Here is a 24,262-nt window from a genome sequence, read left to right on the forward strand (position 1 = left end):
CGAAAAAACCCAAACTGACCCATCATCAACACTGGCAAGGAATTGAATCCAGCGGTCTTTCCGGTACCATTGGAAAGCCAATGGCGACTGCGACGCTGCCCCCGGGACCTAGAGGAGTTTTTCTTCCCGGGCCGCTTTACCGCTTCACACACAATCCTCTCCAATTCATCATTCGCACAGCGCGCGCGTACGGCGATGCCGCGCGATTCCGGTTCATCAAATTCCCGGTCTACTTTTTTAACCGCCCGGACTTGATCGAAGAAGTGCTCATCACGCAAGGCGCGAAATTTATCAAGAGCGCGGACCTGCGCGAGGGCGGGAGCGTGCTCGGGAACGGGCTGCTGACCAGCGAAGGCGAATTCTGGCGGCGGCAACGGCGACTGGCGCGGCCGGCGTTCCATCGCGAGCGCATCATGGCATACGCACCCGTAATCATCGAATACGCGGAAGAAATGCTGAGGACATGGAAGAACGATGAGACGCGCGAAATTCGCGCGGAGATGATGCGGCTGACGCTGAAAATCGCGGCGAAGACGCTCTTTGGAGCAGATCTGCGCCCGGAAACCGTGGAGATCATTGGAGAATCACTCGCGGCGGCGATCCGGCAATACGATGCGCGAGTTAAAACGGGATTTCTGCTGAAAGCGAAATGGTCGACGCCGGGAAATGTGCGCGCGCGAAAGGCGGTACAGAGGCTCGACGCCGTTTTGTACGAGATCATCAATCATCGCCGCCAAACACCAAAAGAAACCGACGATCTGCTTTCGATGTTGCTGGAAGCGCGCGACGAAAACGGCGAAGGAATGAATGAGAAACAGCTTCGCGACGAAGTGATGACGCTGCTGCTCGCCGGACATGAAACCACGGCCAGCGCCCTGACATGGACATTCTATTTATTGGCGCAGAATCCACAGGCCGAGGCGGAACTCATCGATGAATTGCGGAGCGTTTTGCGGGAGCGCATGCCGGCCTATGAGGATTTGCCGCAATTAAGATTCACCGAGAACGTCGTGCGCGAGTCGCTGCGGCTTTACCCGCCGGCGTGGGCGATGGGACGCCAATGCGTCGAAGACTGCGTGATTGGCGGCTACGACGTTCCGCGAAGTACGACGATTTACATGAGCCAGTGGGTGGTGCATCACGACGCGCGCTACTTCGAGCAACCTGAGGAATTCCGGCCGAGCCGCTGGAGCGACGAATTTCAAAGGAAGCTGCCAAAGTTCGCGTACTTCCCTTTCGGCGGCGGGCCGAGGGTTTGCATCGGAGCTTCGTTTGCGATGATGGAAGCGACGCTGCTGCTTGCAGCGATTCTGTCGCGATTTCGTCTGGCGCTCGCGCCGGGACAGCGGGTGAAGCTATGGCCTTCGATTACGCTTCGGCCAAAGCCAGGAATTCAATTTTTGCTGACCCGGCGCTGAGCGATGATGCGGACATCAGGCTGTTGATGCCCACAGAGGACGAGGTTGCATGATCGCTGCGTACTGAAATGGCGGCGTTAGTCAACCTCAAGGGCCCGATTTTCGCCGGCGAACTGCAGCTCATAAATGTGTGCGCCGTTCAATACGACGCCATCTTGCTTTGACCTGTGACTGAGCGTTACTTCCCTCGCAGGAATGGTGGCAATCGTCTGACCGTCCCGCTCGACGAGAACCTGGTTCGCGCCGAAGTTGGCCACGAATCTATACTGACCAGGCTGCAAAAGCGTGTGGCCGATTGCCACGGGGTTCCCAAATGCCATGGGCGTCGTTGAACCTCCACTCGCCCAGACGGGGCACGAGAGCACGGAAACGGCAAGTACAGCGAGAAATGGAGAGACACGTATCCGCATACACATTTCCTCCTGATTTTGAATTTGACTGTTTCCCTCGGCGCCGTCTTACTGGGCCTGTAAGCCGCTGAAGGTGAGCGCAGGAGACGGTGACGCGCTCATGATGAGTTCTGATGCGAAAAGAAAAACGGAGGTTGCCGGAGATCTCGTCGCGTGCAAAAAGTTCTGTAATTTTTTTGCCGATGTACGGACATGAGAATCGTTCCTCCGGCAACAACCGCCATCTAGCTGCATCATCTCGGAACAAAAGTTAGTTGAGCTTGAGCGCTTCGGTTTTTCCGGTGAACTGAATTTCGGAGATACGCCGACCGTTAAATACAATGGCCGTCTCCTCGGATTTGGTCTGGAGCGTAACGGGCTTGCCAGCAAATGTCCCAATCACCTTCCCTTTGCGTTCCACACGAACTTGACCCGCACTGAGATTAGCAATAAGGCGATATTGACCCGGCTTTAAGGTTGTGTTCCCAATGGTCGCGGGCTGCGAGAGATACAACGGAGTGGATTCGGAATTCGCCCAAACAGGGCAAGACAGGAAAAGAACGGCCAAAAATGCAAAAGGTAAAGCGACACGTATCCTCATGATAATTCCCTCCCCATTTATGAAAGCAATTTTCCTCGGCGCTGCACTACTGGGCCTGTAGGCCGCTGAAGGCAAGCACAGAAGATCCGAAAAACGTTGACAACAATTTGGATGTTTGGAGGAAGACAGAGGTTGTCGAGAATTTCAAAAAACAAACACTTTTGCGGGAATCATTTTCACAGCGCGCAAGACTTTTCGACAAGAATCGACGGCTCATTTTTCTTGCGGCGGACATTTGTCAGGCAGGCCCCAGCTTGCGGGACGGGCGAGCGCGTGCCACGCGGCGATGCGCCAGTAGCCGCGCGACTTGGCGCGGAGATTTTTGACCGTGAAGAGCGTGAGGATACAGGCCAGAGAATTGGCAAGTGCATTGATAAAAGCCTTTGCCGGCAGAAGCACGGATATGAACCAATACACCGAGCGAGCGCGATTGTTTTTGAAATAGATCAGTTTCGAGCGCTGGAATTCGATCCGCGCATCGCTGCGAAAACGATTCGCGGTGTGGCCTTGTACATGAATCGCCTGCGCGGCGGGAATATAATAAACCTCGAGTCCCAGGCGATGAGCGCGCCGACACCAATCTGTTTCTTCCATGAAGAAAAAATAATCCTCGCCCATCGGCCCCAGTTTCTCTAATGCACTGCGGCGTACGCAGAGACAAGCGCCGATGACGCTCTCGACGGCGATGGGAGCGCTGGCATCGGATTTACCTCGAAAACGGCGAGGAAACATCCACTGCAGCAGCGCGCGCGGAATGATTTCGGCCGCAAGAGTAGGAAACGGAGCGATAGCATTTTGCAAGCGACCATCGGAATGCCGCAACTGACCTCCCGCGATGGCCAGCTTCGGAATTCGATCGAATGCCTCGGCGAACGCGTGCAGGGCGCCGGGCTGCAGTTGGGCGTCGTTGTTAAGCAGCAAAACGAAATCCGCGGAGGATTGCGCGAGACCTTGATTCACGGCGCGAGCGAAGCCAGCGTTGCAGGAGTTGTGGATGATTTTGACGCCAGGGACGCCGCGCTCGAGCTGCAATACGGAATCGTCGCGACTGCCATTGTCAACAACGATGATTTGCGCGGCAGGGACATTTTCGCGCACAACAGATTGAACGCAATCAGTGAGCAAGGCGCCGCCGTTGTAGTTGACGATGACAACGGAAAAGCGCGCGCCAGTATTGTCAACGCTCACGGGACATCCTCAACGAAGTGCAACGATGCGGAGGTTTCATCGGCAAGATAGTGTAAGCCACTACGGAGCGAGCGCGAAATCTTGCCAATCGTAAAGCGAGGCGGCTGGCGGCCATTGTTTCCTAATTGACTACTCATCGGGTAAGTGCCATGCTAGCCATCCTTGGGAGGCTCCCGATGAAGCTGCGGCGGGCCGCAATTCTTATCGGCGTTCTTTTCATTCTTACTGCGCACTTTGCTTTTTTGCCGAGAATTCTTCGCGCGGATACGCTCACGATCACCAGCACGCCGTCGGGCGCGACGGTGGAAATGAATGGCGTGAGTGTGGGCAAGACTCCTTACACCGTAAACATGCCGGGAGCTTATTTTCACAAACCGCACACGTCGTTCGGGGCACGGCTCGAACATCCGGTTGTGGTGAGGATTTCGCTCGATGGTTACACGAGTGCGCAACTGACCATCACGGAAGGACCCTATGCCTGGCACTCATTGCTGGGGAGGGCGGCGGGGGATTACTTTTTGTTGAAGACGAACCATTTCGACGTGACGCTGGAATCGACGGCAAAGATTTTCACAGGCGCTCCGGACATTCGCGCGGCAAGCACGGCTGCGGCCGCGGCGCCAACATCAACGCCACTCACAGTTGAAGCCGTCGCGAGCCAGGCGAATCCGGCGATTGTGCGCATAGAAGGAGACTTAAAGCGCGGAACAGGGTTTTTCGTGACGGATACGGGACTGATCGCCACGAACAAGCACGTCGTCGGTGAGCAATCGGAGCTATACGTTGTGACACACAGCAAGGTTCGTTTGCCAGCCAGGGTTGTTTACACAGATCCCGACGTTGATCTGGCCATCGTTAAAGTGGATGGGAACAATTTTCCGCATCTGCCGCTTGCGGCCATCGATTCTGTGCAGCGGGGAGAGACGGTCATCGCCATCGGCGACCCGGGCGGCGGATTTGCGGATACGCTGACGCGCGGAGTCGTCAGCGGAATCGGCGTGGACCGCGGCCTGGGCGATGGAACGTGGATTCAAACCGACGCGACGATTAATCCTGGAAATAGCGGCGGGCCACTACTGGACACGTATGGGAGAGTGGTGGGAATCACGGCGCTATCGCGGATCCGCAACAATGCTGGCGAAGACGTCACAGGACTGAACTTCGCGCTGAGCGCGGAGAATTTGATTCGAGTCTTGAGGCGGTTTTATCCCGAGACGGAAGAAGCGAAGCGGCCGGCGGACGCGGGAGGATACGGTTCCGTGAGCGTGTCGTCAGACCCAGCGGGGGCGGATATTTATCTGGACGGAAAATTTGTCGGGAACACGCCCTCGATGTTGCATCTCCCGGCAGGCGCGCACAAAATTCAGATCCAAGCGGCGAAAACAAAAACGTGGGAGCGCGATTTGGATGTGCTGAAGGACAGCGAAATCACGGTGCATGCAATGTTGGAAACACAGAAGAACTAGCGAGATCGCGCGCTACGGCTAACGCTTGAGCATGGCGCGGCGAGCGGCACCGCGCAAAGCAGCCTGATCGTTCAAAATCACGCGAATGGGCATGGACTGAAGCACGGGCGCAAGGCGGCCTTTATCGGCAAAGGCGGCGAGAAACTCGGGCGTTTTCAACTTCGGCAGAATTTTCGGCGCAATGCCGCCGCCGATGTAAACGCCACCAATGGCGAGAAATTTCAGCGCGAGATTGCCCGCTTCGGAAGCAAGCAAGTCAACGAACAAATCGAGGGCTTGCGCGCACAGCGGAGATTTTCCGCTGAGCGCCGCTTTGGAAATTACGGGCGACGGGTCATCGACTTTGAGCTCTTCGACAAGCCAGGCTGGCTCCTCGCCGCGGCCGGTGTCGCGCAGGAATCGGTACAAATTAAACAGGCCGGGGCCGCACACGGCGCGCTCCCAACTGACGTGCTCGCCAAATTGCGCGCGTAAATGGACGAGCAGTTCGTCCTGCAACGCGTTGCGTGGCGCGAAACTCGAATGACCTCCCTCGCTGGCTACGGGCCAATGGTGTGTGCCGTCCCAGTAAAGACCGGCTTCGCCGAGGCCCGTGCCGGGAGAGATCACTGCGGCGTTTCCGGAGGCATCTGGCGCGCCAGGCTGCAAGATTTCGAAATCGGATGAGCTGAGCGTGGCAATGCCATAGGCGTTGGCTTCCAAATCGTTGATCAGCGTGAAGGAAGAGATGCCACTGCGCTCAACGAGCCGGCGGATGTCGACGACCCAAGGGAGATTTGTAGCGCGGCAAACGCCATCGTGAATGGGGCCGGCGATGCCGATGGTCGCGGCTTCGGCTTTCAGTTTTTGCGCGGAGACGAAATCAGCGACGATATCTTCGAGACTGGAATGACTACGGCTCGGATAGATATGCTCGACGACGACGGCGAGCTGGCCATTGCGCCGCTCGAAGAATGCGAGCCGGGTATTCGTGCCGCCGACGTCCCCGGCCAGAATCATTGGCCGGGCTCTCTCCACTGGCGGCCATCGCGATCGAGGAGATCGCTGGCTTCCCACGGTCCCCAGGAACCGGCGGGATAATTCGGGAAATTGCGCGGCGGAAGAGCCTGCCAGACATCAAGGATGGGCTGGACGACGCTCCAGCTTGCTTCGACCATGTCCGCGCGCTGAAAAAGCGTGGCGTCGCCGATCATGCATTCATAAAGCAGGCGTTCATAGCCCGTGCTCGGCTTCGACCCGAAATAATCGGCGTAGCGAAAATCCATATTTACGGTCCCAAGCTTCACGATAGGCCCGGGAATCTTCGCGCCAAATTGCAGCGAGATTCCTTCCTGCGGCTGAATGTGAACGATAAATTGATTGGGCGCAAGGCGCTCGACCGCCGTCTTGCGGAACAACTGGAACGGAACACTCTTGAATTGAATGACGATTTCGCTGGCGCGAACCTTCAGGCGTTTGCCCGTTCGCAAATAAAGCGGAACGCCGGCCCATCGCCAGTTGTCGATCAGAAGTTTCAGGGCAACGAACGTTTCCGTGGAGGATTTCGGATTCACGCGCGGCTCGGAGCGATACGCAGGAAGCCGCGATTTGCCATCGCTGCCCTCCCCATACTGGCCGCGGACGGTGCGCATGAGAACGTCCTGCTCGCTCAAAGGCTGCATGGCGCGAAGGACTTTGGTCTGCTCGTCGCGTACAGCATCGGCGTCGAAAGAAACCGGCGGCTCCATGGTGACGAGGCTGATGAGCTGGAAAATGTGATTCGGAACCATATCGCGCAGCGCGCCGGATTGGTCGTAATAGCCACCGCGGGTTTCGACGCCGACGGTCTCAGCGACGGTGATTTGCACGTGGTCAATATAGCGGCGGTTCCACACCGGCTCGAAAATGCCATTGCCGAAGCGGAAGGCTAAAATATTCTGCACAGTCTCTTTGCCGAGATAATGATCGATGCGGTAGATCTGATTTTCGGCGAGGACTTCCTCGATTTCGTGGTTCAATGCGTGGGCGGAAGCGAGGCCGTCGCCAAATGGTTTCTCGTAAATCACGCGGCGCCAGCGTTTCTCGTTCTGCTGCGTCAGTGCAGCGGCGCCGAGCTGGCGAGTGATTTCACCGAAGAACTCGGGAGCTGTGGCAAGATAATAAAAGTAATTTCCCTCTGTGGAATGTTTCTGATCGATCTGCCGAAGGAGGTCGCCGAGCTTCTTGTACGTCTCTGGCTGCTCAAAACTGCCGACGGAGTAGTAGAGACGCTCAGTGAGCCAGTTGACGAGCGCGGGCTCGACGTCGCTGGTGGCGAATTCGTTCAGCTCCTGGGCGATCTTCTTTTGAAAATCGGTCGTGGAAGTTTCGTGGCGGCCGACGCCGACAATCGCAAAATCCTTCGGCAGAAGATTTTCCTTGGCCAAGTTGTAAAGCGCCGGGAAAAGCTTTCGCTTGGTCAGATCGCCGCCAACGCCAAAAATGACCATCACGCAGGGACCGACCGCGCGGCCTGCTTCGCTCGCGGGCCGATTTTGTGGAACCGTCTGCGTCATTTCACCCATGCCGTCTTGCCTCATGGTCAGAGATTTCGAGCTCAATCATTGGATGTCACTTACCCGCCGCACGTTCCACGTGTCCACCAAACTGGTAGCGCATGGCAGACAACAACTTGGCGGCGAATTCGGCTTCGCCCCGGGAAGAAAAGCGTTCGTAGAGCGCCGCGCTGAGAACCGGCGCCGGTGAGCCTTCGTCGACGGCGGCGAGAATCGTCCAGCGCCCTTCGCCGGAATCGGAAACGCGACCTGAAAAGGAGGCTAAGTCGGGCTGCTCGAAAAGCGCGATGGCCGTCAAATCCAAAAGCCACGAAGCGATGACGCTGCCGCGCCGCCACACTTCAGCGACATCGGCGAGGTTAAAATCATACTGATAATGCTCGGGATTTCGCAGTGGAGTGGTTTCGGCGTCGGCAGCGTGCGTGCCCTTTCCGACATTGGCGTGCTTCAGGATATTCAAGCCTTCGGCATAGGCGGCCATGAGGCCGTATTCGATGCCGTTGTGGACCATTTTGACGAAATGGCCGGCGCCGGACGGACCGCAATAGAGGTAGCCCTCTTCCGCCGTGCCACCGGAGGATTTCTCGCGTCCCGGCGTGCGCGAGAGATTTCCGCGGCCCGGGGCGAGCGTCTTGAAAATTGGATCGAGGCGCTTTGCGGCTTCGCTGGGCCCGCCGATCATCATGCAATATCCGCGCTCGAGGCCCCAAACGCCGCCGCTGGTACCGACATCCATATACTGGATGCCCTTGGGATCGAGGTCTTTTGCGCGGCGAATGTCGTCGATGTAATAGGAATTGCCGCCGTCAATGACAATATCGCCGCGGCCAAGAAGCGGAACCAGTTGGCTCAGCGTGGAGTCCACGACTGCGGCAGGAACCATGAGCCAGACGGCGCGCGGGGTTTTCAATTTCTGGACGAAATCGGCGAGCGAGGCAGAACCGGTGGCGCCTTCGCTTGCCAACTGCTGAACGCTCTTCGCGCTCATATCAAAAACAACGCATTCGTGCCCGCCGCGCATAAGACGCCGAACCATGTTGGCGCCCATGCGCCCGAGCCCCACCATACCCATCTGCATCGGATGACTCCTTTAGAAGCCGCTGTGATTGAGAACGATTCGGTTGCGCGAAGTACCCCCGCGAATGGGAAGTCCACGCACTATTAAAACAAGCACATGCTGTTCAGGCCAGAGCTCCTCGCGTGGCTGCGCCGATTGCGGCAAGGCCCGCGCGAACGTCCTTGCCCAAATGAATTCGCAAAATTCGCCGATTGCGCTCCGCGAGTACGGCAAAATCGCCGCGCGCCTGCGCTGCTTTTACGATGCCAAAAGTATATTTCTGTCCTGGAACAGGAAGATCCATGGCATCGTCGCACGTGACCTGCACGAAAACACCAGTGTTCGGACCGCCCTTATAAGCCTGGCCTGTGGAATGCTGGAATCTCGGGCCGAAGCCGAGGCACGTGGCGACACGCTTCTTGTCCCGCACGGCGTGGCGAATAGATTGCAAGGCCGCTTCGTTCGCATCGTTCATTTCGACGTAGGCAAGCGTAGCGAAATAGTCGCCTGCTTTCAGCCGGCCGTAATGCGCGCGCAAATACGCAACGAGCGACTTGCTTGCACCGACAGCCTGATTCAGCGCGGCAGCGTTTTTCTCGTCGGTGAAAAGTTTGATGCCCTTCTCTTCGAAAAGAGGTTGTTCGGCTGGAAGAGCGCCGGTTTTTTCATACTGATCGGTCAGGCTGCGCGTGACGATTTTGCTGGCCTCGACATCGGGCTGATCGAAAGGATTGATGCCAATGACTGAGCCGGCAACGGCTGTGGCGATTTCCCAACGGAAGAAAGATTGCCCCAGATCATACGCATCGCGCAGAGACATGCGAACCACGGGCTGGCCGGCTTTTTCGAGCGCGGCGACTTTGGCGTCCTGAGCGGCGTCAGGAGCGGAATCGAGGCGGACATACGCAAAGATGCGGTCGTTGCCGTAGACTTCCGGCGCGCCAAGCGCTTCGCGATCGACGGGGATTAATCCCTTGCCCTGCTTGCCTGTGGATTCAGCGAGCAATTGCTCGAGCCACGCGCCGAGATCACCGATGGCCGGCGAAGTGATGAGCGTGACTTTGTCGCGGCCATTTTTCGCCAGCACGCCGAGAATAATGCCGAGTACAGCGCCAGGATTTTCATTCAACGGAACGGAGGGCGCGCAGGCGTGGACCATCTCTTCCGTGCGGTCGAGGAATTTCTTGATATCCAAACCCATCACCGCGCCGGGGACAAGGCCGAAATCGGAAAGAGCGGAATACCGGCCGCCGATGCTTGGGACGCCATAGAAAATGCGGCGGAAATTGTCGCGCTGGGCTACTCCTTCCATTTTCGAGCCTGGGTCCGTGATGGCGATGAATTGCTTCCCCGCATTTAGAGCGTTAGAGGCTTGCTTCACTTTTTCAAAGAAATATTGTTTGAAGATATTCGGCTCGAGCGTGCTGCCGGATTTGCTGGACACGATAAAAAGGCTTCGCTCCAGATCGATTTTGGATTCTATGGATTTGATTTGTGCCGGGTCCGTGGAGTCGAGAACGTGGAATTCGGGAAAGCCGGCGGATTTGCCGAAAGTTTTGCTCAAAACCTCAGGACAAAGGCTCGAGCCGCCCATTCCGAGGAGCAGAGCAGAAGGAATGTTTTCCTTTTTCACTTCCGCGGCGAGATCAGCGAGCTGGCCCGCGTGTTGCTCCTGGTCATCAGTGATGCCGAGCCACCCGAGCCATTTGGCTTCGTCGGAATTCGTCCACAGGGAAGCGTCGCGAGACCAAAGGCGGCGCATCTTCCCGTTGTTTGACCAGTCTTCGACTGTGCTTTTTACGGCAGAATCGAGCGGCTGCGGAAGCGTGTACGTTTGCATGGCCGCGCGCGGAGTAGCCGCCTTGCGGATTGTCGATTGAACGGCGGCAATCAGCTTGTCGAACGCGTCGGCGAACAACTGCACGCCTTCCACGACGAGCTGATCGGTCACTTGCTTCATGGAGATGCCGACTTTGGCAAGCATCTGCATCGTCTGGTGCGCGGCGGGTACGTCTTCGGTCAAGCTGGCGCGAACCTGGCCGTGGTCGCGGAAGGCATCGAGCGTCGCGGGCGGAATGGTGTCGACAGTGTCGCGGCCGATCAATTCCTCGACGTACATCACATCGCGATACGCGGGATTTTTCGTGCTGGTACTGGCCCACAAGAGTCGCTGGACATGTGCGCCTTTGGCGGCGAGAGCTTCCCAGCGCGGGCCGCGGAACAGGCGCTCGTACATTTCATAGGCCATCTTCGCGTTGGCGATAGCCACTTTGCCAAGCAGGCCCTGCAACTGCGCACGTTCAGCAGAATCTGTCGCTTGCTTCAGACGCTCGCTCAATTGCTGATCGACGAGCGTGTCGATACGGCTGACGAAGAAGCTGGCGACACTGCCCATTTTGCTGACGTCGCCGTCGTTCTTCGCGTACGCCTCGAGCGCGGCGATGTACGCCTGTGCGACTTTTTCATAGGCCTCTTGCGCGAAGAGGAGCGTGATATTGATGTTGATGCCTTCGCTCAAGAGTCGTTCGATCGCCGGTATACCCTCCACGGTCGCAGGAACTTTGATCATCACGTTTTCACGGTGGACCGTTTTCCAGAGGCGGCGCGCTTCATCGATTGTGCCCTGCGTGTCGCGAGCGAGAAGCGGGGAGACTTCCAGGCTGACGTAGCCATCGGCGCGCTTCGAGGCGTCGTAAACTGGCCGCAAAATATCGGCGGCATCCTGAATATCGCGGATGGCAAGCATTTCGTAACGTGCCTTGGCATCGAGATCGGGGCGTGAGTCGAGCGATTTCAGGAAATCGGCGTAATCCGTGCTGCCGGTGATGGCTTTTTCAAAAATTGCCGGATTCGAAGTCATGCCGCGCAGGCCATCCTCTTCAATCAGACGGCGCAGCTCGCCGCTGGTCAAAAGACTCCGGCGAATATAATCGAGCCAGACGGATTGGCCGAATTTCGCGAGAGTCTTCAGCGGATTTTCCGTTTTCACCGCTTCGCGATTCCCTACTGCCTGCGTGGACATGACCCTACTCCTTCCCGGCCTTCGCAGCCGGCAAACTATAACGCCGTTCAATGGCAGCTATCTTATCGACTCTGCGCTGGAGGCGCTCCTGACCCTTCTGCAGGCCTTTGTAATTCGCGCCGAGGAAATTCGTCACCAATTCCTGGGCCAGCATCTGGCCAATCACGCGCGCGCCGAGGACGAGCACGTTCATGTTGTCGTGCTCGACGCCCTGATGCGCGGAATACGTATCGTGGCACATGGACGCGCGAATGCCGGGAATTTTGTTTGCGGCGATGCACGCGCCGACGCCGCTGCCGCAAATCACGATCCCGCGCTCGACGCGCCCGGAGATTACCGCCTCGCCGACAGCCTGCGCAAAATCCGGATAATCCACCGGCGCAGGCCCGTTGGTGCCGAAATCAACGACTTCGTGCTTTGCTTCGCGCAAGAAAGCTGCAAGCTGATCTTTCAGCAAATACCCTGCATGATCCGCGCCGATGCCGATTCGCACGCTTACCTCGCTTTCCCGAGCAGCTCTTTGGCTGTCGCGACAATACGCTCCGGCATGAAGCCGAATTTCTTTTGCAACTCTTTCAGCGGTGCGGAAGCCCCGAACGTGTGCATCCCTATCATGCGCCCCTCGAGACCGACGTAGCGCTGCCAACCCATCGTCGAAGCCTGTTCGATGGAAATGCGGGCCTTCACTGCGGGCGGAATCACAGAATCGCGATACTCCTGCGACTGGTGATCGAAAATTTCCCACGAAGGCATGCTGATGACGCGCGCGCGGATACCCTCGGCTTTTAAGCGTTCGTAGGCTTCGATGGCGAGCGAGACTTCACTGCCCGTCGCGAGGAGCAAGACTTCGGGTTTGCCGCCATCCGCATCCGCGAGAACATAAGCGCCTTTCGCTACGCCAGCGGCGGAAACGTATTTTGTGCGATCGAGAGTGGGGAGAGCCTGCCGACTGAGAATTAGCGCAACGGGCTCATGATGAAGCTGAAGAATTACCTTCCAGGCTTCGGTGACTTCGTTGGCGTCCGCGGGACGAAGAGTAATCAGACCGGGAATCGCGCGCAGCGAAGGCAATTGTTCGATGGGCTGATGCGTCGGGCCATCTTCGCCCACGCCGATGGAGTCATGCGTAAAGATGTAAATCACCGGCAGTTCCATTACAGCGCTCAGACGAATGGGTTCGCGCATGTAGTCACTGAAAATCAGAAACGTCGAACCGTAAGGCCGGATTTTTGAAAGCGATAGCCCGTTGAGAATCGCGCCCATAGCATGTTCACGAATCCCGAAATGAAAATTGCGGCCGCCGTAGCTTGCGGCTTCGAAATCACCGGTATTGTCAAATGTGAGGCGCGTCTTGGTTGAAGGCGCGAGATCGGCGGAGCCTCCGATGAGCCAAGGGATGTTCTGCGCGACAGCGTTGAGGACTTTCGCGGAAGAATCGCGGCTGGCAATGCCCTTGGCGTCAGCGGGAAAGACAGGCAAGTTCATGTCCCAGCCGTCGGGGAGCTCGCGGTGCTGCATTTTCAAAATCTGCGCGGCCAGCTCAGGATACTTGGCCTTATAAGTGTCGAAGAGCGACATCCATGCGTCTCGCGCTTCCTTACCGCGTTTGCCGATGCCCGCGCTGAAATTTTCGCGGACGCCATCCGGCACAAGAAACCTAGCGTCTTCTGGCCAGCCGTAGTTCTCTTTCGTGAGCCGGATTTCATCTTCGCCAAGAGGTTCGCCGTGGGCAGCGCTGGTGTCTTGTTTGTGCGGCGCGCCATAAGCGATGTGGCTATCGACAATGATTAGCGTGGGCCGGTCGGTCGTTTTCAGAAAAGTCGCGTAGGCGCGGCTCAGCATTTCCATATCGTTGGCGTCGCCGACGCGAGTCACATTCCACCCGTACCCCATGAAGCGCGTGGCCACGTCTTCATCAAACGCGAGTTCCGTGTGTCCTTCGATGGTGATGTGATTGTTGTCGTAGACCCAGCAAAGATTCGAAAGTTTCAGATGTCCCGCGACGGAAGCGGCTTCGCCGGAAATTCCCTCCATCATGTCGCCGTCGCCGCAGATGGCATAGACATTGTAATGAAACATCTCGAAGCCCGGACGATTGAAATATTGCGCCAACCAATTATTCGCGATGGCCATTCCGATGCTTGTCGCTACGCCCTGGCCCAGAGGGCCCGTGGTTGTTTCGACGCCGGAAGTCCAGCGATATTCTGGATGACCAGGGCACTTGCTGTCGAGCTGGCGGAAACGCTTGATGTCTTCAATCTTTACGGAAAGCTCGCCCAGCGTTTCGTACTTGGGGTTCACAGCTTTCACACCGGCTAGATGCAGCAAAGAATAAAGCAACATCGAGGCATGGCCATTCGAGAGCACGAAGCGATCGCGATTGGGCCAGATGGGATCATTCGGATCAAAGCGAAGGAAACGCTGCCACAGCGTATAGGCAACGGGAGCGAGCGCCATGGGTGTGCCGGGGTGACCGGAGTTTGCCTGCTGAACTGCATCCATCGAAAGAGTCCGAATGGTATTGATGCAAAGCTGATCGATTGTTTGTTTCGCAGCCGGACTCTGCGTCAGTACCCCCATTAATCCCAAGCCTCCATTCCAACAGATGCGCCGCGCGGCCAAGCGGGCCGCGCAAATTATAACCAATCAATTCTATCGCTTTGGCGCGTCTGTGGCGAATGAACTGTCTGTTACGTTTTCCGGCGGAAAAGGAAATCGCGGGAGTGAAGCAAACGGAAGTTCAGCTCATCAGCTTGAGCAGAAGAGCCTTGCCTTCTTTGTCCGTCAACACGCCCTTGCGCATGAGCGTGATGATCAACTCGTTCAGGACGTAGCGAGGCTCATCGTTGGTGGTGGAATCGGGTTCCGGAGCGCGTTCCGTTTCTATCACCTTGAGCTTGGCCAGCGGTTGACCTGAAAGCTCGCCGATCCATTGATCGAGAATCCATCTCTGGTCTGGGCCGACAGAAGTGAACTCCAAGCCCATTCCCATGCCGTTTTGGGAATAGGCGACGCGAGCTTTGGCTTCGAACTTCTTTTGATCAAGAGTAAGAAAAACGGCAACAGCGGTTCCAACTGGGAACGGACTCATGGCGTCAATGAAACAGCCGCCGCGCGCCAAATCGGAACAGCGTCCCGAGACGCGAGCATTCGCCTGCGGCTCAAAAACCTCCGCAGCGGCGGAAAATGGATAGCGTGCGTGCTTCCGGCGCTCGTCCGGGCGAAGTTCAACGGCTGTCGAGGGCTTTTTGACTTCTTCGCGCATGCTATCCCGAATAGGAGCATGCAAACCGATGGCCAATTCTATAATTGTGATTGCCCGTCCTTATTTATACTGCCCGAGTTGATGAAGAGAGGCAGTGCAGTGCATCGCACGGCCGATGAATTTTTGCCGTTTTGGGATGATCAGTACAAGAGCACGGCGATATGGTACTGGCTTAAACCATCTTGAGAGGGTTTCGCGCAGGCGCCAATCTGCGCGGAATGATATTGGTCAGAGTGAACCGCACGCGTAAGAGCCTCGGGCAAAGCGCGCAAGTCGGTGGTCGAGAACTGTTCGATGAATCCGGGTTGTGCACTCTGAGGACGACCACCCTGGCAGACGCGGCGTGCATCGCGATGGTCCGATCGAATGGTGAGTCCCGCTGCGTGAATTGATGTACTCACTACATTTTCCTGGTCGGTAAGTGAGAGCGCCGCGAGTGCGCGAGAAAAATCCTCGACAGCAAATAGATTTTGGCCGCGCTGCACGACGGCGATTCCTACAGAGTTCAACTGCGGATCGAGAAGATTGTGACGGTGAGGCGGAGAATGCATCCAGCCGGTTTGAATCGCTGCTGCGCTGGGTCCAACGGCGACATTTTCGGCGGCTTCGGACATCTTCTCGCCGGCTTGCATTTCCCGCGTGGGCACATCCGGCTCACCGGCAAATTGATGGGCCAGCGCATTTTCGTCTGCCATGCGCCGCGCATGGAAGCGAGCTGCTTTGGCCAGTGCGGAATCCCATTTCAACGGAGGGATGCCGCGCGAAGCGCGTTCGTGATTCGCTGAATTGAAGAGAACGCCTTCCGCCCCCGCGATTTTCTCCTGCGCTGATGCGATCCCGGCAACCAAGACGAACGCCAAAAACGCAACAATCGAAAACTTCATACGACGTATGGAAATCATGTCTTTGAAATTATGCAATTGGGACGGGACAAACTGCCGTAGAAACACGTTTGACGTGCGCAAAATCGCAGCGTGACGTAGGCGAAGTCACGGCGTATAGTTGTGGACAAGCGAATCATTTTTCACGCGCCAATGAAGGCAACTAGTGCCCGCAGTTCGTGTTGAATACTTGAAGGCACTGGCATTTCGGCCGCGCGCTGATTAAAGTTATAAATATTGCCTGATGCCCGACACGACTGATAAACAGAATCGCCCCGCCAGCCCGGCTATGGTATCAAGACACAAGGTCACATGGAGAGACCATACAATGAAGAGCAAACGCTTCTTCCGCAACTTGGTTATCGTTGCAGGCACAGGCCTGCTCATGCTGGCGGCGTTTCCGTCGCGCGCCACAGCACAGGACGATCCGTCCTCGCGGGTAGCACGCCTGAACATGGCTCAAGGGAGCGTTTCCTTTCAGCCTGCGGGCGAACAAGACTGGGTGGCGGCTGATTACAACCGCCCCTTGACCACGGGCGACGGCCTTTGGGCGGATCAGGATTCGCGCGGCGAACTGCACATCGGCAGTACAAGCATCCGCATCTCCAGCCTGACCGGATTGACGTTCCTCAATCTCAACGATCGCACGGTGCAGATTCAGCTGGCGCAGGGCACGATGGAGGTGACGCTTCGTGAGATCGACAATGGAGATGCGTTTGAAATTGACACGCCCAACGTCGCGTTTTCTGTATCGCAGCCAGGAAGATACCGAGTGGACGTGGACCCGCAAGGCCAAACCACGGCTATTTCGGTTCTCAGCGGACAGGGGCAAGTCACCGGAGGCGGAAATTCATACGACCTCAGTTCCGGCCAGCGTGGCAGTTTTACGGGCACGGACACTCCCTCCTACGACATTACCAACATCAGTGCAAACGATGACTTCGACAATTGGTGCCGCTCGCGCGACGAGCAAGAGGACCAATCGGTATCCGCCCAATACGTTTCGCCCGATGTGACGGGCTACGGCGACCTGGACAACTATGGCACGTGGACGGAAGTTCCCGATTACGGCGAGGTTTGGGTGCCATCGGCTGTTCCTGCAGGGTGGGCGCCCTATCATTTCGGACATTGGGTCTGGATCGAGCCGTGGGGATGGACATGGATAGAAGACGAGCCCTGGGGATTTGCACCTTTTCACTACGGACGCTGGGCGTATGTCGGCGTGCGATGGGTGTGGGTGCCGGGTCCGCGCGTCGTGCACCCGGTTTATGCTCCGGCTCTCGTCGTATTTGTCGGCACGGGCGTGAACATCGCCTGGTTTCCGCTGGGGCCGCGCGAAGTTTACGTTCCGGCGTATCATTGCAGTCCGCGCTACGTGCAATACGTGAACGTGACGAACACGCGCGTCACCAACATTGAGGTCACAAACGTTTACACGCACCGAGTGGATGTAACGCGCGTCACATATATCAATCAGAATGTCCGCGGATCTGTCACAGCGGTCTCGCATGACACATTCGTGAACGCGCGGCCCGTCGCGCGCGAAGCAGTGCGTGTGGATTCCGGGCAGTTCCGCAGGTCTGCGGTGATCCCCGCGCCGCCGGTGGCTCCGCAACGGCAGAGCCTTGTACGCGAGGATGCGCGTCCCGCTCCGCATCCGCCCGCCCGCGTAGCTTCCCGGCCTGTGGTTGCAAAACTTCCGGCGCCTCCGCCGCCCGTTCCTTTTGAGCGGCGTGAACCGGAGCTTCAACAGCAGCCGGGCCGTCCGCTGACTCCGGAGAAGGTCCAGGATTTGCGCAAGCCGGGCGAGGAATACCAGCATCCCAATGTAAAGTACGCGCCGCCGCGACCTGCGCCGAAACCACAACCGCATGTGCAACAGCCGAGGCCGCCGAAACCCAAGCCGGCCAAGCCGCACGGACGTCCGAAATAAGGAGGGGCACTTCCAGCAGCGCCCTACTGCAGCGTGCCCAACTGAAAATCGAGTGTGGCAATCTGCGTTTGATAATCATAGCGGGCGCTGGTTTCCTCAATCTGCGCCTGCGTCTGATTCAACTGGGCCTGGCTAAGTTCGACGATAGAGCTGAGGCCGAGTTTGTAGCGAGACTGCGCCAAATCCAACGCTTGATTTGCTTCATCCAAAAGCTGATTTGTGACGGCGAGGCGCTGAAACGCGGAATTGGCGTCCAGCCAGGCCGTGCGGACATCGCGCGCGATCGTGTCTTGCATGTCCCGAAGATAGGCATCTTCTGCCCGCGCCCGAGAATTCGCCTCGGTGTGCAGAGCGCCAAAGAGATGACCGTTGAAGATCGGGATGTTGATATTGAATCCGGCCGCGGCGTAACGAGGGGAGCGCAGCGTGGAGTTATCCGGCGTTTCCGGAGTCAATCCCGCCGTTCCAGCGGCGGAGACTGTCGGAAACCACAGATCGCGCTCTGCCGTAGCATAGAGGTGAGCCGAAGTTGCGTCCCGGCGAAGGCTGATCAGCTCTGGCCGGTTCTGAAACGCTTCCTGCAATAGACTCGAAAATTCCGCGGGAGGAGTGGGCGGCAACGGCACTTCAGTTAATTGATACGTTTTCTGTTCGGAGTATCCGAGCGCGGCGGAGAGCTGGGCATAAGAAGCATCGAGGTCGTTTTGAGCCTGAATTAGCTGAAGCTGCGCCTGAGCGAGGTTGACGTTGGCAAAACTAACATCCAAGCCAGAGCGAATTTTGTTGTGCATAAGAGCGGTCACCTGATCGGAAACCAGTTGACGCTCTTTGACCGTTTCTTGCGCCACTTTCAGCAGTGCCTGGGCCTTCAATACTCCGAAGTAGGACTGGTTCACACCGAGCAAAACATCCTCGCGCGTCGTCACAACATTTTCTTGCGCGGCCTGTGCATGCAGATTCGCGCTTTTGACCAAATTATGAGTGCGGCCAAAATCGGTGATCAACTGTGTGACCGTGAAGCCATTGGCATACTTTTCAAAAACTGTTGGAGAATTCAACGCTCCGGCGGTAATGCGGCTGTTGTTCTCCGCATCCACGCCGGTGAGGTCTCCGTAGACCGTAGGATAATATGCCGAACTCTGCTCCGTAATCTGCGCCTTGGCCTCGAAGGCTAGGTTTATCGCTGCTTGAATCTGCGGGTGATTCTGAATGGCGATGCGCTCAGCCTGCTGAAGCGTCAACGGTTGCGGCGCGGGCTGAGGCGCGCCCTGCGCTCCCGCGAGCGGAGCGAAAAATGAAAGAAGGAACAGACAACCCCACGTTCTCATTGCGCTTCCTCCACAAGCTGTGGCGATTGCGACTGGGAACGGCGTCCGTAAATCATGAGGTAAGCCGCGGGCACCACGAAAATCGTCAGAATTACCGACACGATCAGGCCGCCAATGATCACGCTGGCCAGAGGAGCGTAGGCCTCGCTGCCTGGTTCGAGCTTGAACGCCATGGGCAGCAAGCCAACGATGGTTGCAAGGGACGTCATCAAGATTGGCCGCAGGCGGATGCGGCAGGAGTGCGCCACGGCTTGGCGAACGCCGTGACCTTCCTGGCGAAGGCGATTGGCAAAATCCACGATCAAAATGCTGTTGGAGACCACCATTCCGGTGAGCATAACGATGCCCATCAACGATTGAATATTGAGCGTCGTGCTGGTGAAAGCTAATGTCAGCATGACCCCGACAAGGCCGGTGGGAATAGCAAGAACGATCAGGAAGGGATCAAGAAAAGAGGAAAATTGCGCGACCAGCACAAGGAAAACGAGCAAAAACGACAGGAGTAGCCCGATGCCAAAACTTCGGAACGACGTGAACATGGTGTTAACCAGCCCTCGAACATCGATCCGCATGTTCGAGGGGATCTTCGCGTTGGCGATGACCTTTTCCACTGCGCTTGCAGGACGGCTCAGATCCTCGCCTGAGGGCGACACGTATACGTCAATGACTCGTTCCGTCTGATAGTGATCCACTTCCGACGGACTTAGTTCCGGAACAATCGTCGCTACCTGATTCAGATAGGTTGGAAGATTCATGTGGGCGGAACGAAGCGGCATCGTGTCGAGGTCCTGAATGGATTTTGTAGAATTGTTCGGGTACTGAATAGCCAAGAAATAGTCGTTTCCCGTTTTCGGGTCGATCCAATAATTTGGCGCAATCATCACGTCCGATGTGAGCGAAGTGACGATGTTATCCACGACTTCGCGAGGATCGAGTCCCAACTCGCTGGCACGTTCGCGATTCATGTTCACTTGAAGAGTCGGATAGTCCATGTCCTGGGGGATATATACTTCGGAAACCCCTTTAATCGCTCGGAATTGACGCGCCAGGCCAAGTGCAACGTTATCATCTGCATTGAGGTCCGTTCCGCTCACTTGCACGTCAATCGGCGCAGCCTTACCCTGATTCAGCACAGAATCCACAAGTCCTCCAGATTGAAAAAACGTACGCAACTGCGGAAGCTGGTCAGCGATGGCGGTGCGCACACGATCCATGTAATCGAAACTGCTGACCTTGTGATCCTCTTTCAAAGCAACTTCAACGAAAGCCGTGTACATTCCAGCGTTCGGCGTTGTCAAAGACTCCAACCCGGAATTAATTCCGATATTCGATACGACGGTGTTCAAATCCGCCGGGTGAACTACGTGACGGATAATTCTTTCCACCTGTTTCACGTAGCCTTCGGTGTCTCCGATGCGAGTCCCGGTGGGAGCTTTCAGGTTAATCATGAACTGGCCAGCATCCGTGCGCGGGAAGAAGGCCATTCCGACACGCGGATAGAGAGCGAAGCTTAGGAGAAATACGCCGATGAATCCAAATACAACTGCCTTGGGATGATCGAGCGCCTTCTTCACAGCAACTTCATACGTACCCAGCATGGACTCAAATTTCTCATTGAAAGCGGAGTGAAACCGCGACCACCAGGAGCTGCGAGCCGACCCACCGCCCTGTTCTTTTTCGCCTCCAAGCGAACCTTCGTCATGGACCGGACTTTTCAGCAGATGCGCGCAATAAAGTGGAACGACCGAAACAGCAACAAAGTAGGAAGCAAGGAGTGCAAGGACTACGCTGATAGCGAGCGCCGTAAAAAGATACTTGCTTACACCGTAGAGAAGTGTGACCGGGAAGAACACCACAACCGTAGCGATGGTGATGGCGAGGACGGCCAACGCCACTTCATTTGTCCCCTTTTCGGCGGCGGTCCGCGGCACTTCCCCTAACTCCACGTGACGAAAAATGTTTTCAAGGACGATCACGGAGTTGTCAATCAGCCTGGAGAAAGCCAGCGCCAATCCGCTTAAGATCATGCTGTTGATCGTCGCATTGCCGAGGTGCAGGAAAAAAAATGTCGCCATTACAGAGATAGGAATGGAGAGAAAGACCGCCGCAGTCGCACGCATGCTGCCGAGAAACAGCAGAATCATCAGCGCCGTCAGTACCAGGCCAACTCCGCCTTCGCGCAAAACCGTGGAAATCGCCTGCCTGACGAACACCGATTGGTCGAAGACCACGCGAGCCTTCATTTGTGCGGGGATATCTCGCAGGTGCTGAATGGCCGCTTTGATGCCATCAACGACAGAGATCGTGTTGCTGTCTCCGCCCTGTTTCTGTACCGGGACATACGTGGAACGCTGGCCATTCACGCGAACGATGTTGTATTGCAGCGCCGAGCCATCCACAGCCTTACCCACATCCGAGACGAAGACAGATTTTTCGCCGACGGTCTTCAGTGGAACATGACCGATAGACTCTGCATTCGGCACCAACGCATTGGTGTACAGGTTGTAGTCCAGGGGGCCGATACGAACATCGCCCGCGGGCAAAATCAGGTTGGAGCTGTTGACTGCGCGCACGACGTCCATGGGGCTCAACTGATGCGCCTGCAATTTCAACGGATCAACGTACACCATGATCTGCCGGTACTTACCGCCATATGGCGGAGGGACAGTCGCTCCCGGAACCCCCGCGATTTGGTCGCGTATTTGAAATTGGAGATAGTCGCGCAGCTGCGTTTCAGATAAGCCTTCGCCTTCCACAGTCAGAAGGCAAACCGGCAATGTAGAGGCCCCAGAGTTGACGACCACTGGAGGCAACGTGCCTGGCGGCAAACGCCGCAAATCTGCCATCGCCAAGTTAGAAACCTGCGTGACATCCGCGTTTGCATCGGTGGTGGATTGAAAGTACACCTTAATCAGGCTCACGCCCGGCAGTGACCGTGAAGTAATGTGGTCGATTCCGGCTCCCAGTGTGAAAAAACGCTCGAATCGACCGGTGATATCCGCCTCAATCTGTTCCGGCGGCATGCCGTTGTAAAAGGTGGCCACCTCAACGACAGGAAGATTGATACGAGGAAACATATCCACGGGCATTTGCACGAGGCTAGTGACGCCCAACACACAGACAAAAAGACAAATAACGACGATGAAGTACGGATGACGCAGAGAAAATGATGACATAGAGCTCCTATTCCGTTTGGGGAGGCTTCACGACCGTCGGAGTCACAAGTTCACCGTTTTTGAACTGTTGTTGCTCTCCGAACACAACACGTTCATCTGCTCTCAGGCCGGATACCACTTCCACGAGAGCGGCATCTTGAAGGCCCAAAGTCACGTTGCGCTTCTCGATGTGATTGCTGCCATTCACAATCAGGACAGTACCCTGGCCTTGGCCGGAGAATTGAACTGACTGAATTGGCACGGTCAGAACGTTTTGTGCCGTTTGCAAAGGGATGTCGACCGTCGCATACATTCCGGGAACCAGTTCGTAACGTGAATTGGGGACGTCCACTTCGGTATGCATCGTTCGTGTTTGTGGATCGATCTCGTCGGAGAAACGAACGATCTTGCCTTGAAATTTTTTATTGAGGCCGGAAACCTTTATGGCAACCGTATCGCCAATGCGTATATCCGGAACTGCGCGCTCCGGAACCGGAATGACAAGCCGCAGCAAATCATTTTGCGAAAGATGGCAAAGAGCTGAGTTGCCAATGTTGGAAGACGTCCCGGCAGGAAGCAGAGCACCGGTATATGCGTACACTTGAGTCACGACGCCATCAAATGGCGCGGTCATGTTTGCGTATCCGAAGAGAGTTTTATCCTTGTCTAAGGCGGCCCGTGCGGCGAGCAGCGCCTGTTGTGCCGCGGAAACCGCGGCATCAGCTTCAAGGTCTTTGCCCTGGGCGACGTCGATATCTTCCTGAGAAATCAGTTCTGGCCGCACCTTCTGCACGCTGGCGAGGCGCTGGTAGGTGACATGCGCAACGGAATAGGCCGATTGCGCGCGATGCAGTTCTCCTCCCGCTTCGGCCAATGCCGCTTCATCGTGCTGAATCTGCTGCTGGAGTTCCGGGATTTCCAGAACCGCCATCAACTGTCCGGCCTGGACGTGTGTGCCCCAATCGAAATAAAGTTTCTTGATGTAGCCGGAAACTTTTGCGTAGACGTCGATCTCCTGAAAAGGCTGGAATTCGGAAGCGATCTCAAGAGTTGTAGAGATGTTCCGCCGCGTCACCGGAACCACAGCGGCGCGCGGGATATCGGGAGCAGCGGCTGCCGCGGACTTGCTCGATGCTCCACAACCTGCAAGAGCGCCCGCGAGAAGAAGGAACATCGGTGCGATCCAAAAACGAACCGACGAATTGGTGAGATCGCAGAGCGGCGTTACCGCTTTGAGCCGCTTCAAAGGCGAAAGAACAACTGCGATTTTGCTATTTTTCAATTTGATCATGAATGGCACTCGTATCCTTTATAGCCGCTTGAAGCTTCTGCAGCGTGAAATCTGCTGAGCGGCGGATGGCAATCAACTGCTGCCGTCGGCTCGTCACCGCACGCGCGGCGTCCGGCACTCGGGCGGCAATCTCCAGCGGAACCGTTTGTACACCATGACAGTCCGCATGAATCAGGTCCCCGGGCGCGACTGTCAGCCTGCCCACGCAAACCTTGGAACCAAAATCAAAGAGGTGCGCGTACGCGTGAGAAACGGAAACATTGCCGGCAAACATCGAAAATTCGGTGCGGCCAACTTCCGGGACGTCTCGCACCGCGCCGTTGGTGACAACTCCCAGGCATCCGAGGCCCAGCAAGATGTTGGCGTGGACCTCTCCAATGAATGCACCTAATCCCGGCGGGTTATCGGCGTCTTCGATGACAACGATTCGAGGAACGGGAATCGTGAGAATGTTATTCCACCAATCGGTGCGGTCATAGTAGTCAAAATGCGTGCTCCGCTCCATCGGAGGGTTGGACGTCCTGATGCGCGCTGTGACAGCGTAGCCGGCAATCGGCGCGCGGTTCGGGTAGATGCAACGGATGCTCGAATCGGCGAAGCCCGTGTTCGGCAGCCGCACCTGAAACATCTCGATTGCGCTGGCCACAACACACGTGCTCCATCGATGGAACTGCTCCAACTGAGCAGGTGTCAATCGCTCCGCATTCATGCGGTCTCCTTATTAGGCATTCCGG

The 24,262-nt window shown here is 56.6% G+C and carries 18 protein-coding genes; 3 read left to right on the top strand and 15 right to left on the bottom strand.

All coding sequences use genetic code 11. The features are described from left to right. Nucleotides 1-80 precede the first annotated feature (80 nt). Nucleotides 81-1,418 (top strand): cytochrome P450, encoded by a 1,338-nt coding sequence (locus VGR81_13680; GenBank protein HEV2289989.1) that lies wholly within the window; start codon nucleotides 81-83, stop codon nucleotides 1,416-1,418. A 77-nt stretch (nucleotides 1,419-1,495) separates the two neighbouring features. Here the strand turns inward: VGR81_13680 and VGR81_13685 are convergent, their stop codons facing one another. The 3 genes from VGR81_13685 to VGR81_13695 all read right to left on the bottom strand — a co-directional run bounded on the left by VGR81_13685 (nucleotide 1,496) and on the right by VGR81_13695 (nucleotide 3,596). Continuing rightward, nucleotides 1,496-1,828 carry a hypothetical protein gene (locus VGR81_13685; GenBank protein HEV2289990.1) on the bottom strand — a complete coding sequence of 111 codons (333 nt, stop codon included), beginning with the start codon at nucleotides 1,826-1,828 and terminating at the stop codon, nucleotides 1,496-1,498. 250 nt (nucleotides 1,829-2,078) lie between these two features. After that, a complete protein-coding gene (locus VGR81_13690) occupies nucleotides 2,079-2,228 on the bottom strand; it encodes a hypothetical protein (protein HEV2289991.1) in 150 nt (49 codons plus the stop codon). A 393-nt stretch (nucleotides 2,229-2,621) separates the two neighbouring features. Continuing rightward, a complete protein-coding gene (locus VGR81_13695; protein ID HEV2289992.1) occupies nucleotides 2,622-3,596 on the bottom strand; it encodes a glycosyltransferase family 2 protein in 975 nt (324 codons plus the stop codon). A gap of 176 nt (nucleotides 3,597-3,772) precedes the next feature. Between VGR81_13695 and VGR81_13700 the strand changes: the two genes are divergently transcribed. After that, entirely contained in the window at nucleotides 3,773-5,062 is a 1,290-nt protein-coding gene (locus tag VGR81_13700; protein ID HEV2289993.1) for a trypsin-like peptidase domain-containing protein, read from the top strand. Between the two features lie 18 nt (nucleotides 5,063-5,080). On the opposite strand, the gene glk is transcribed toward VGR81_13700, so the two are convergent. The 8 genes from glk to VGR81_13740 all read right to left on the bottom strand — a co-directional run bounded on the left by glk (nucleotide 5,081) and on the right by VGR81_13740 (nucleotide 15,824). Further along, nucleotides 5,081-6,061, bottom strand: a complete 981-nt coding sequence (glk, locus tag VGR81_13705; GenBank protein ID HEV2289994.1) for a glucokinase — start codon at nucleotides 6,059-6,061, stop codon at nucleotides 5,081-5,083. Next, entirely contained in the window at nucleotides 6,058-7,605 is a 1,548-nt protein-coding gene (gene zwf / locus VGR81_13710) for a glucose-6-phosphate dehydrogenase (GenBank protein ID HEV2289995.1), read from the bottom strand. Before zwf ends, glk begins: the two co-directional genes overlap by 4 nt. Nucleotides 7,606-7,651: 46 nt before the next feature. Further along, nucleotides 7,652-8,674 (bottom strand): decarboxylating 6-phosphogluconate dehydrogenase, encoded by a 1,023-nt coding sequence (gene gnd, locus VGR81_13715; GenBank protein ID HEV2289996.1) that lies wholly within the window; start codon nucleotides 8,672-8,674, stop codon nucleotides 7,652-7,654. Between the two features lie 103 nt (nucleotides 8,675-8,777). Next, nucleotides 8,778-11,675 (bottom strand): bifunctional transaldolase/phosoglucose isomerase, encoded by a 2,898-nt coding sequence (locus tag VGR81_13720; GenBank protein HEV2289997.1) that lies wholly within the window; start codon nucleotides 11,673-11,675, stop codon nucleotides 8,778-8,780. A 4-nt stretch (nucleotides 11,676-11,679) separates the two neighbouring features. Continuing rightward, nucleotides 11,680-12,168 carry a ribose 5-phosphate isomerase B gene (gene rpiB, locus VGR81_13725; GenBank protein ID HEV2289998.1) on the bottom strand — a complete coding sequence of 163 codons (489 nt, stop codon included), beginning with the start codon at nucleotides 12,166-12,168 and terminating at the stop codon, nucleotides 11,680-11,682. Nucleotides 12,169-12,170: 2 nt separating this feature from the next. Then, nucleotides 12,171-14,255 carry a transketolase gene (tkt, locus tag VGR81_13730; GenBank protein HEV2289999.1) on the bottom strand — a complete coding sequence of 695 codons (2,085 nt, stop codon included), beginning with the start codon at nucleotides 14,253-14,255 and terminating at the stop codon, nucleotides 12,171-12,173. A 160-nt stretch (nucleotides 14,256-14,415) separates the two neighbouring features. Continuing rightward, the gene (locus VGR81_13735) at nucleotides 14,416-14,940 is read right to left on the bottom strand and encodes a PilZ domain-containing protein (GenBank protein HEV2290000.1); all 525 of its coding nucleotides are present in this window, start codon (nucleotides 14,938-14,940) and stop codon (nucleotides 14,416-14,418) included. A gap of 140 nt (nucleotides 14,941-15,080) precedes the next feature. Beyond that, complete coding sequence (locus tag VGR81_13740; GenBank protein ID HEV2290001.1) at nucleotides 15,081-15,824, bottom strand: CAP domain-containing protein; 744 nt, start codon at nucleotides 15,822-15,824, stop codon at nucleotides 15,081-15,083. A 325-nt stretch (nucleotides 15,825-16,149) separates the two neighbouring features. Between VGR81_13740 and VGR81_13745 the strand changes: the two genes are divergently transcribed. Beyond that, nucleotides 16,150-17,754 carry a DUF6600 domain-containing protein gene (locus tag VGR81_13745; GenBank protein ID HEV2290002.1) on the top strand — a complete coding sequence of 535 codons (1,605 nt, stop codon included), beginning with the start codon at nucleotides 16,150-16,152 and terminating at the stop codon, nucleotides 17,752-17,754. 23 nt (nucleotides 17,755-17,777) lie between these two features. On the opposite strand, the gene VGR81_13750 is transcribed toward VGR81_13745, so the two are convergent. The 4 genes from VGR81_13750 to VGR81_13765 are packed head-to-tail and all read right to left on the bottom strand — an operon-like array spanning nucleotide 17,778 to nucleotide 24,237. Further along, a complete protein-coding gene (locus VGR81_13750; protein ID HEV2290003.1) occupies nucleotides 17,778-19,082 on the bottom strand; it encodes a TolC family protein in 1,305 nt (434 codons plus the stop codon). Then, the gene (locus VGR81_13755) at nucleotides 19,079-22,258 is read right to left on the bottom strand and encodes an efflux RND transporter permease subunit (GenBank protein HEV2290004.1); all 3,180 of its coding nucleotides are present in this window, start codon (nucleotides 22,256-22,258) and stop codon (nucleotides 19,079-19,081) included. The genes VGR81_13750 and VGR81_13755 overlap by 4 nt, the downstream gene beginning before the upstream one ends. 7 nt (nucleotides 22,259-22,265) lie before the next feature. Then, nucleotides 22,266-23,528: an efflux RND transporter periplasmic adaptor subunit gene (locus tag VGR81_13760; protein ID HEV2290005.1), complete on the bottom strand. Its 1,263-nt coding sequence runs from the start codon at nucleotides 23,526-23,528 to the stop codon at nucleotides 22,266-22,268. Then, complete coding sequence (locus tag VGR81_13765) at nucleotides 23,509-24,237, bottom strand: RraA family protein (protein ID HEV2290006.1); 729 nt, start codon at nucleotides 24,235-24,237, stop codon at nucleotides 23,509-23,511. The genes VGR81_13760 and VGR81_13765 overlap by 20 nt, the downstream gene beginning before the upstream one ends. Nucleotides 24,238-24,262 lie beyond the last annotated feature (25 nt).

The organism is Candidatus Acidiferrales bacterium (assembly GCA_035934015.1).
Taxonomy (GTDB): domain Bacteria; phylum Acidobacteriota; class Terriglobia; order Acidiferrales; family UBA7541; genus DAHUXN01.

Bases quoted from the DNA above. Each gene is read 5' to 3' on its own strand.
- VGR81_13740 (HEV2290001.1), bottom strand. From the start codon at position 15,824: ATGAAGTTTTCGATTGTTGCGTTTTTGGCGTTCGTCTTGGTTGCCGGG.
- gnd (HEV2289996.1), bottom strand. From the start codon at position 8,674: ATGCAGATGGGTATGGTGGGGCTCGGGCGCATGGGCGCCAACATGGTT.
- VGR81_13750 (HEV2290003.1), bottom strand. From the start codon at position 19,082: ATGAGAACGTGGGGTTGTCTGTTCCTTCTTTCATTTTTCGCTCCGCTC.
- glk (HEV2289994.1), bottom strand. From the start codon at position 6,061: ATGATTCTGGCCGGGGACGTCGGCGGCACGAATACCCGGCTCGCATTC.
- zwf (HEV2289995.1), bottom strand. From the start codon at position 7,605: ATGGGTGAAATGACGCAGACGGTTCCACAAAATCGGCCCGCGAGCGAA.
- VGR81_13760 (HEV2290005.1), bottom strand. From the start codon at position 23,528: ATGATCAAATTGAAAAATAGCAAAATCGCAGTTGTTCTTTCGCCTTTG.
- VGR81_13700 (HEV2289993.1), top strand. From the start codon at position 3,773: ATGAAGCTGCGGCGGGCCGCAATTCTTATCGGCGTTCTTTTCATTCTT.
- VGR81_13680 (HEV2289989.1), top strand. From the start codon at position 81: ATGGCGACTGCGACGCTGCCCCCGGGACCTAGAGGAGTTTTTCTTCCC.
- VGR81_13755 (HEV2290004.1), bottom strand. From the start codon at position 22,258: ATGTCATCATTTTCTCTGCGTCATCCGTACTTCATCGTCGTTATTTGT.
- VGR81_13685 (HEV2289990.1), bottom strand. From the start codon at position 1,828: ATGCGGATACGTGTCTCTCCATTTCTCGCTGTACTTGCCGTTTCCGTG.
- tkt (HEV2289999.1), bottom strand. From the start codon at position 14,255: ATGGGGGTACTGACGCAGAGTCCGGCTGCGAAACAAACAATCGATCAG.
- VGR81_13720 (HEV2289997.1), bottom strand. From the start codon at position 11,675: ATGTCCACGCAGGCAGTAGGGAATCGCGAAGCGGTGAAAACGGAAAAT.
- VGR81_13765 (HEV2290006.1), bottom strand. From the start codon at position 24,237: ATGAATGCGGAGCGATTGACACCTGCTCAGTTGGAGCAGTTCCATCGA.
- VGR81_13735 (HEV2290000.1), bottom strand. From the start codon at position 14,940: ATGCGCGAAGAAGTCAAAAAGCCCTCGACAGCCGTTGAACTTCGCCCG.
- VGR81_13745 (HEV2290002.1), top strand. From the start codon at position 16,150: ATGAAGAGCAAACGCTTCTTCCGCAACTTGGTTATCGTTGCAGGCACA.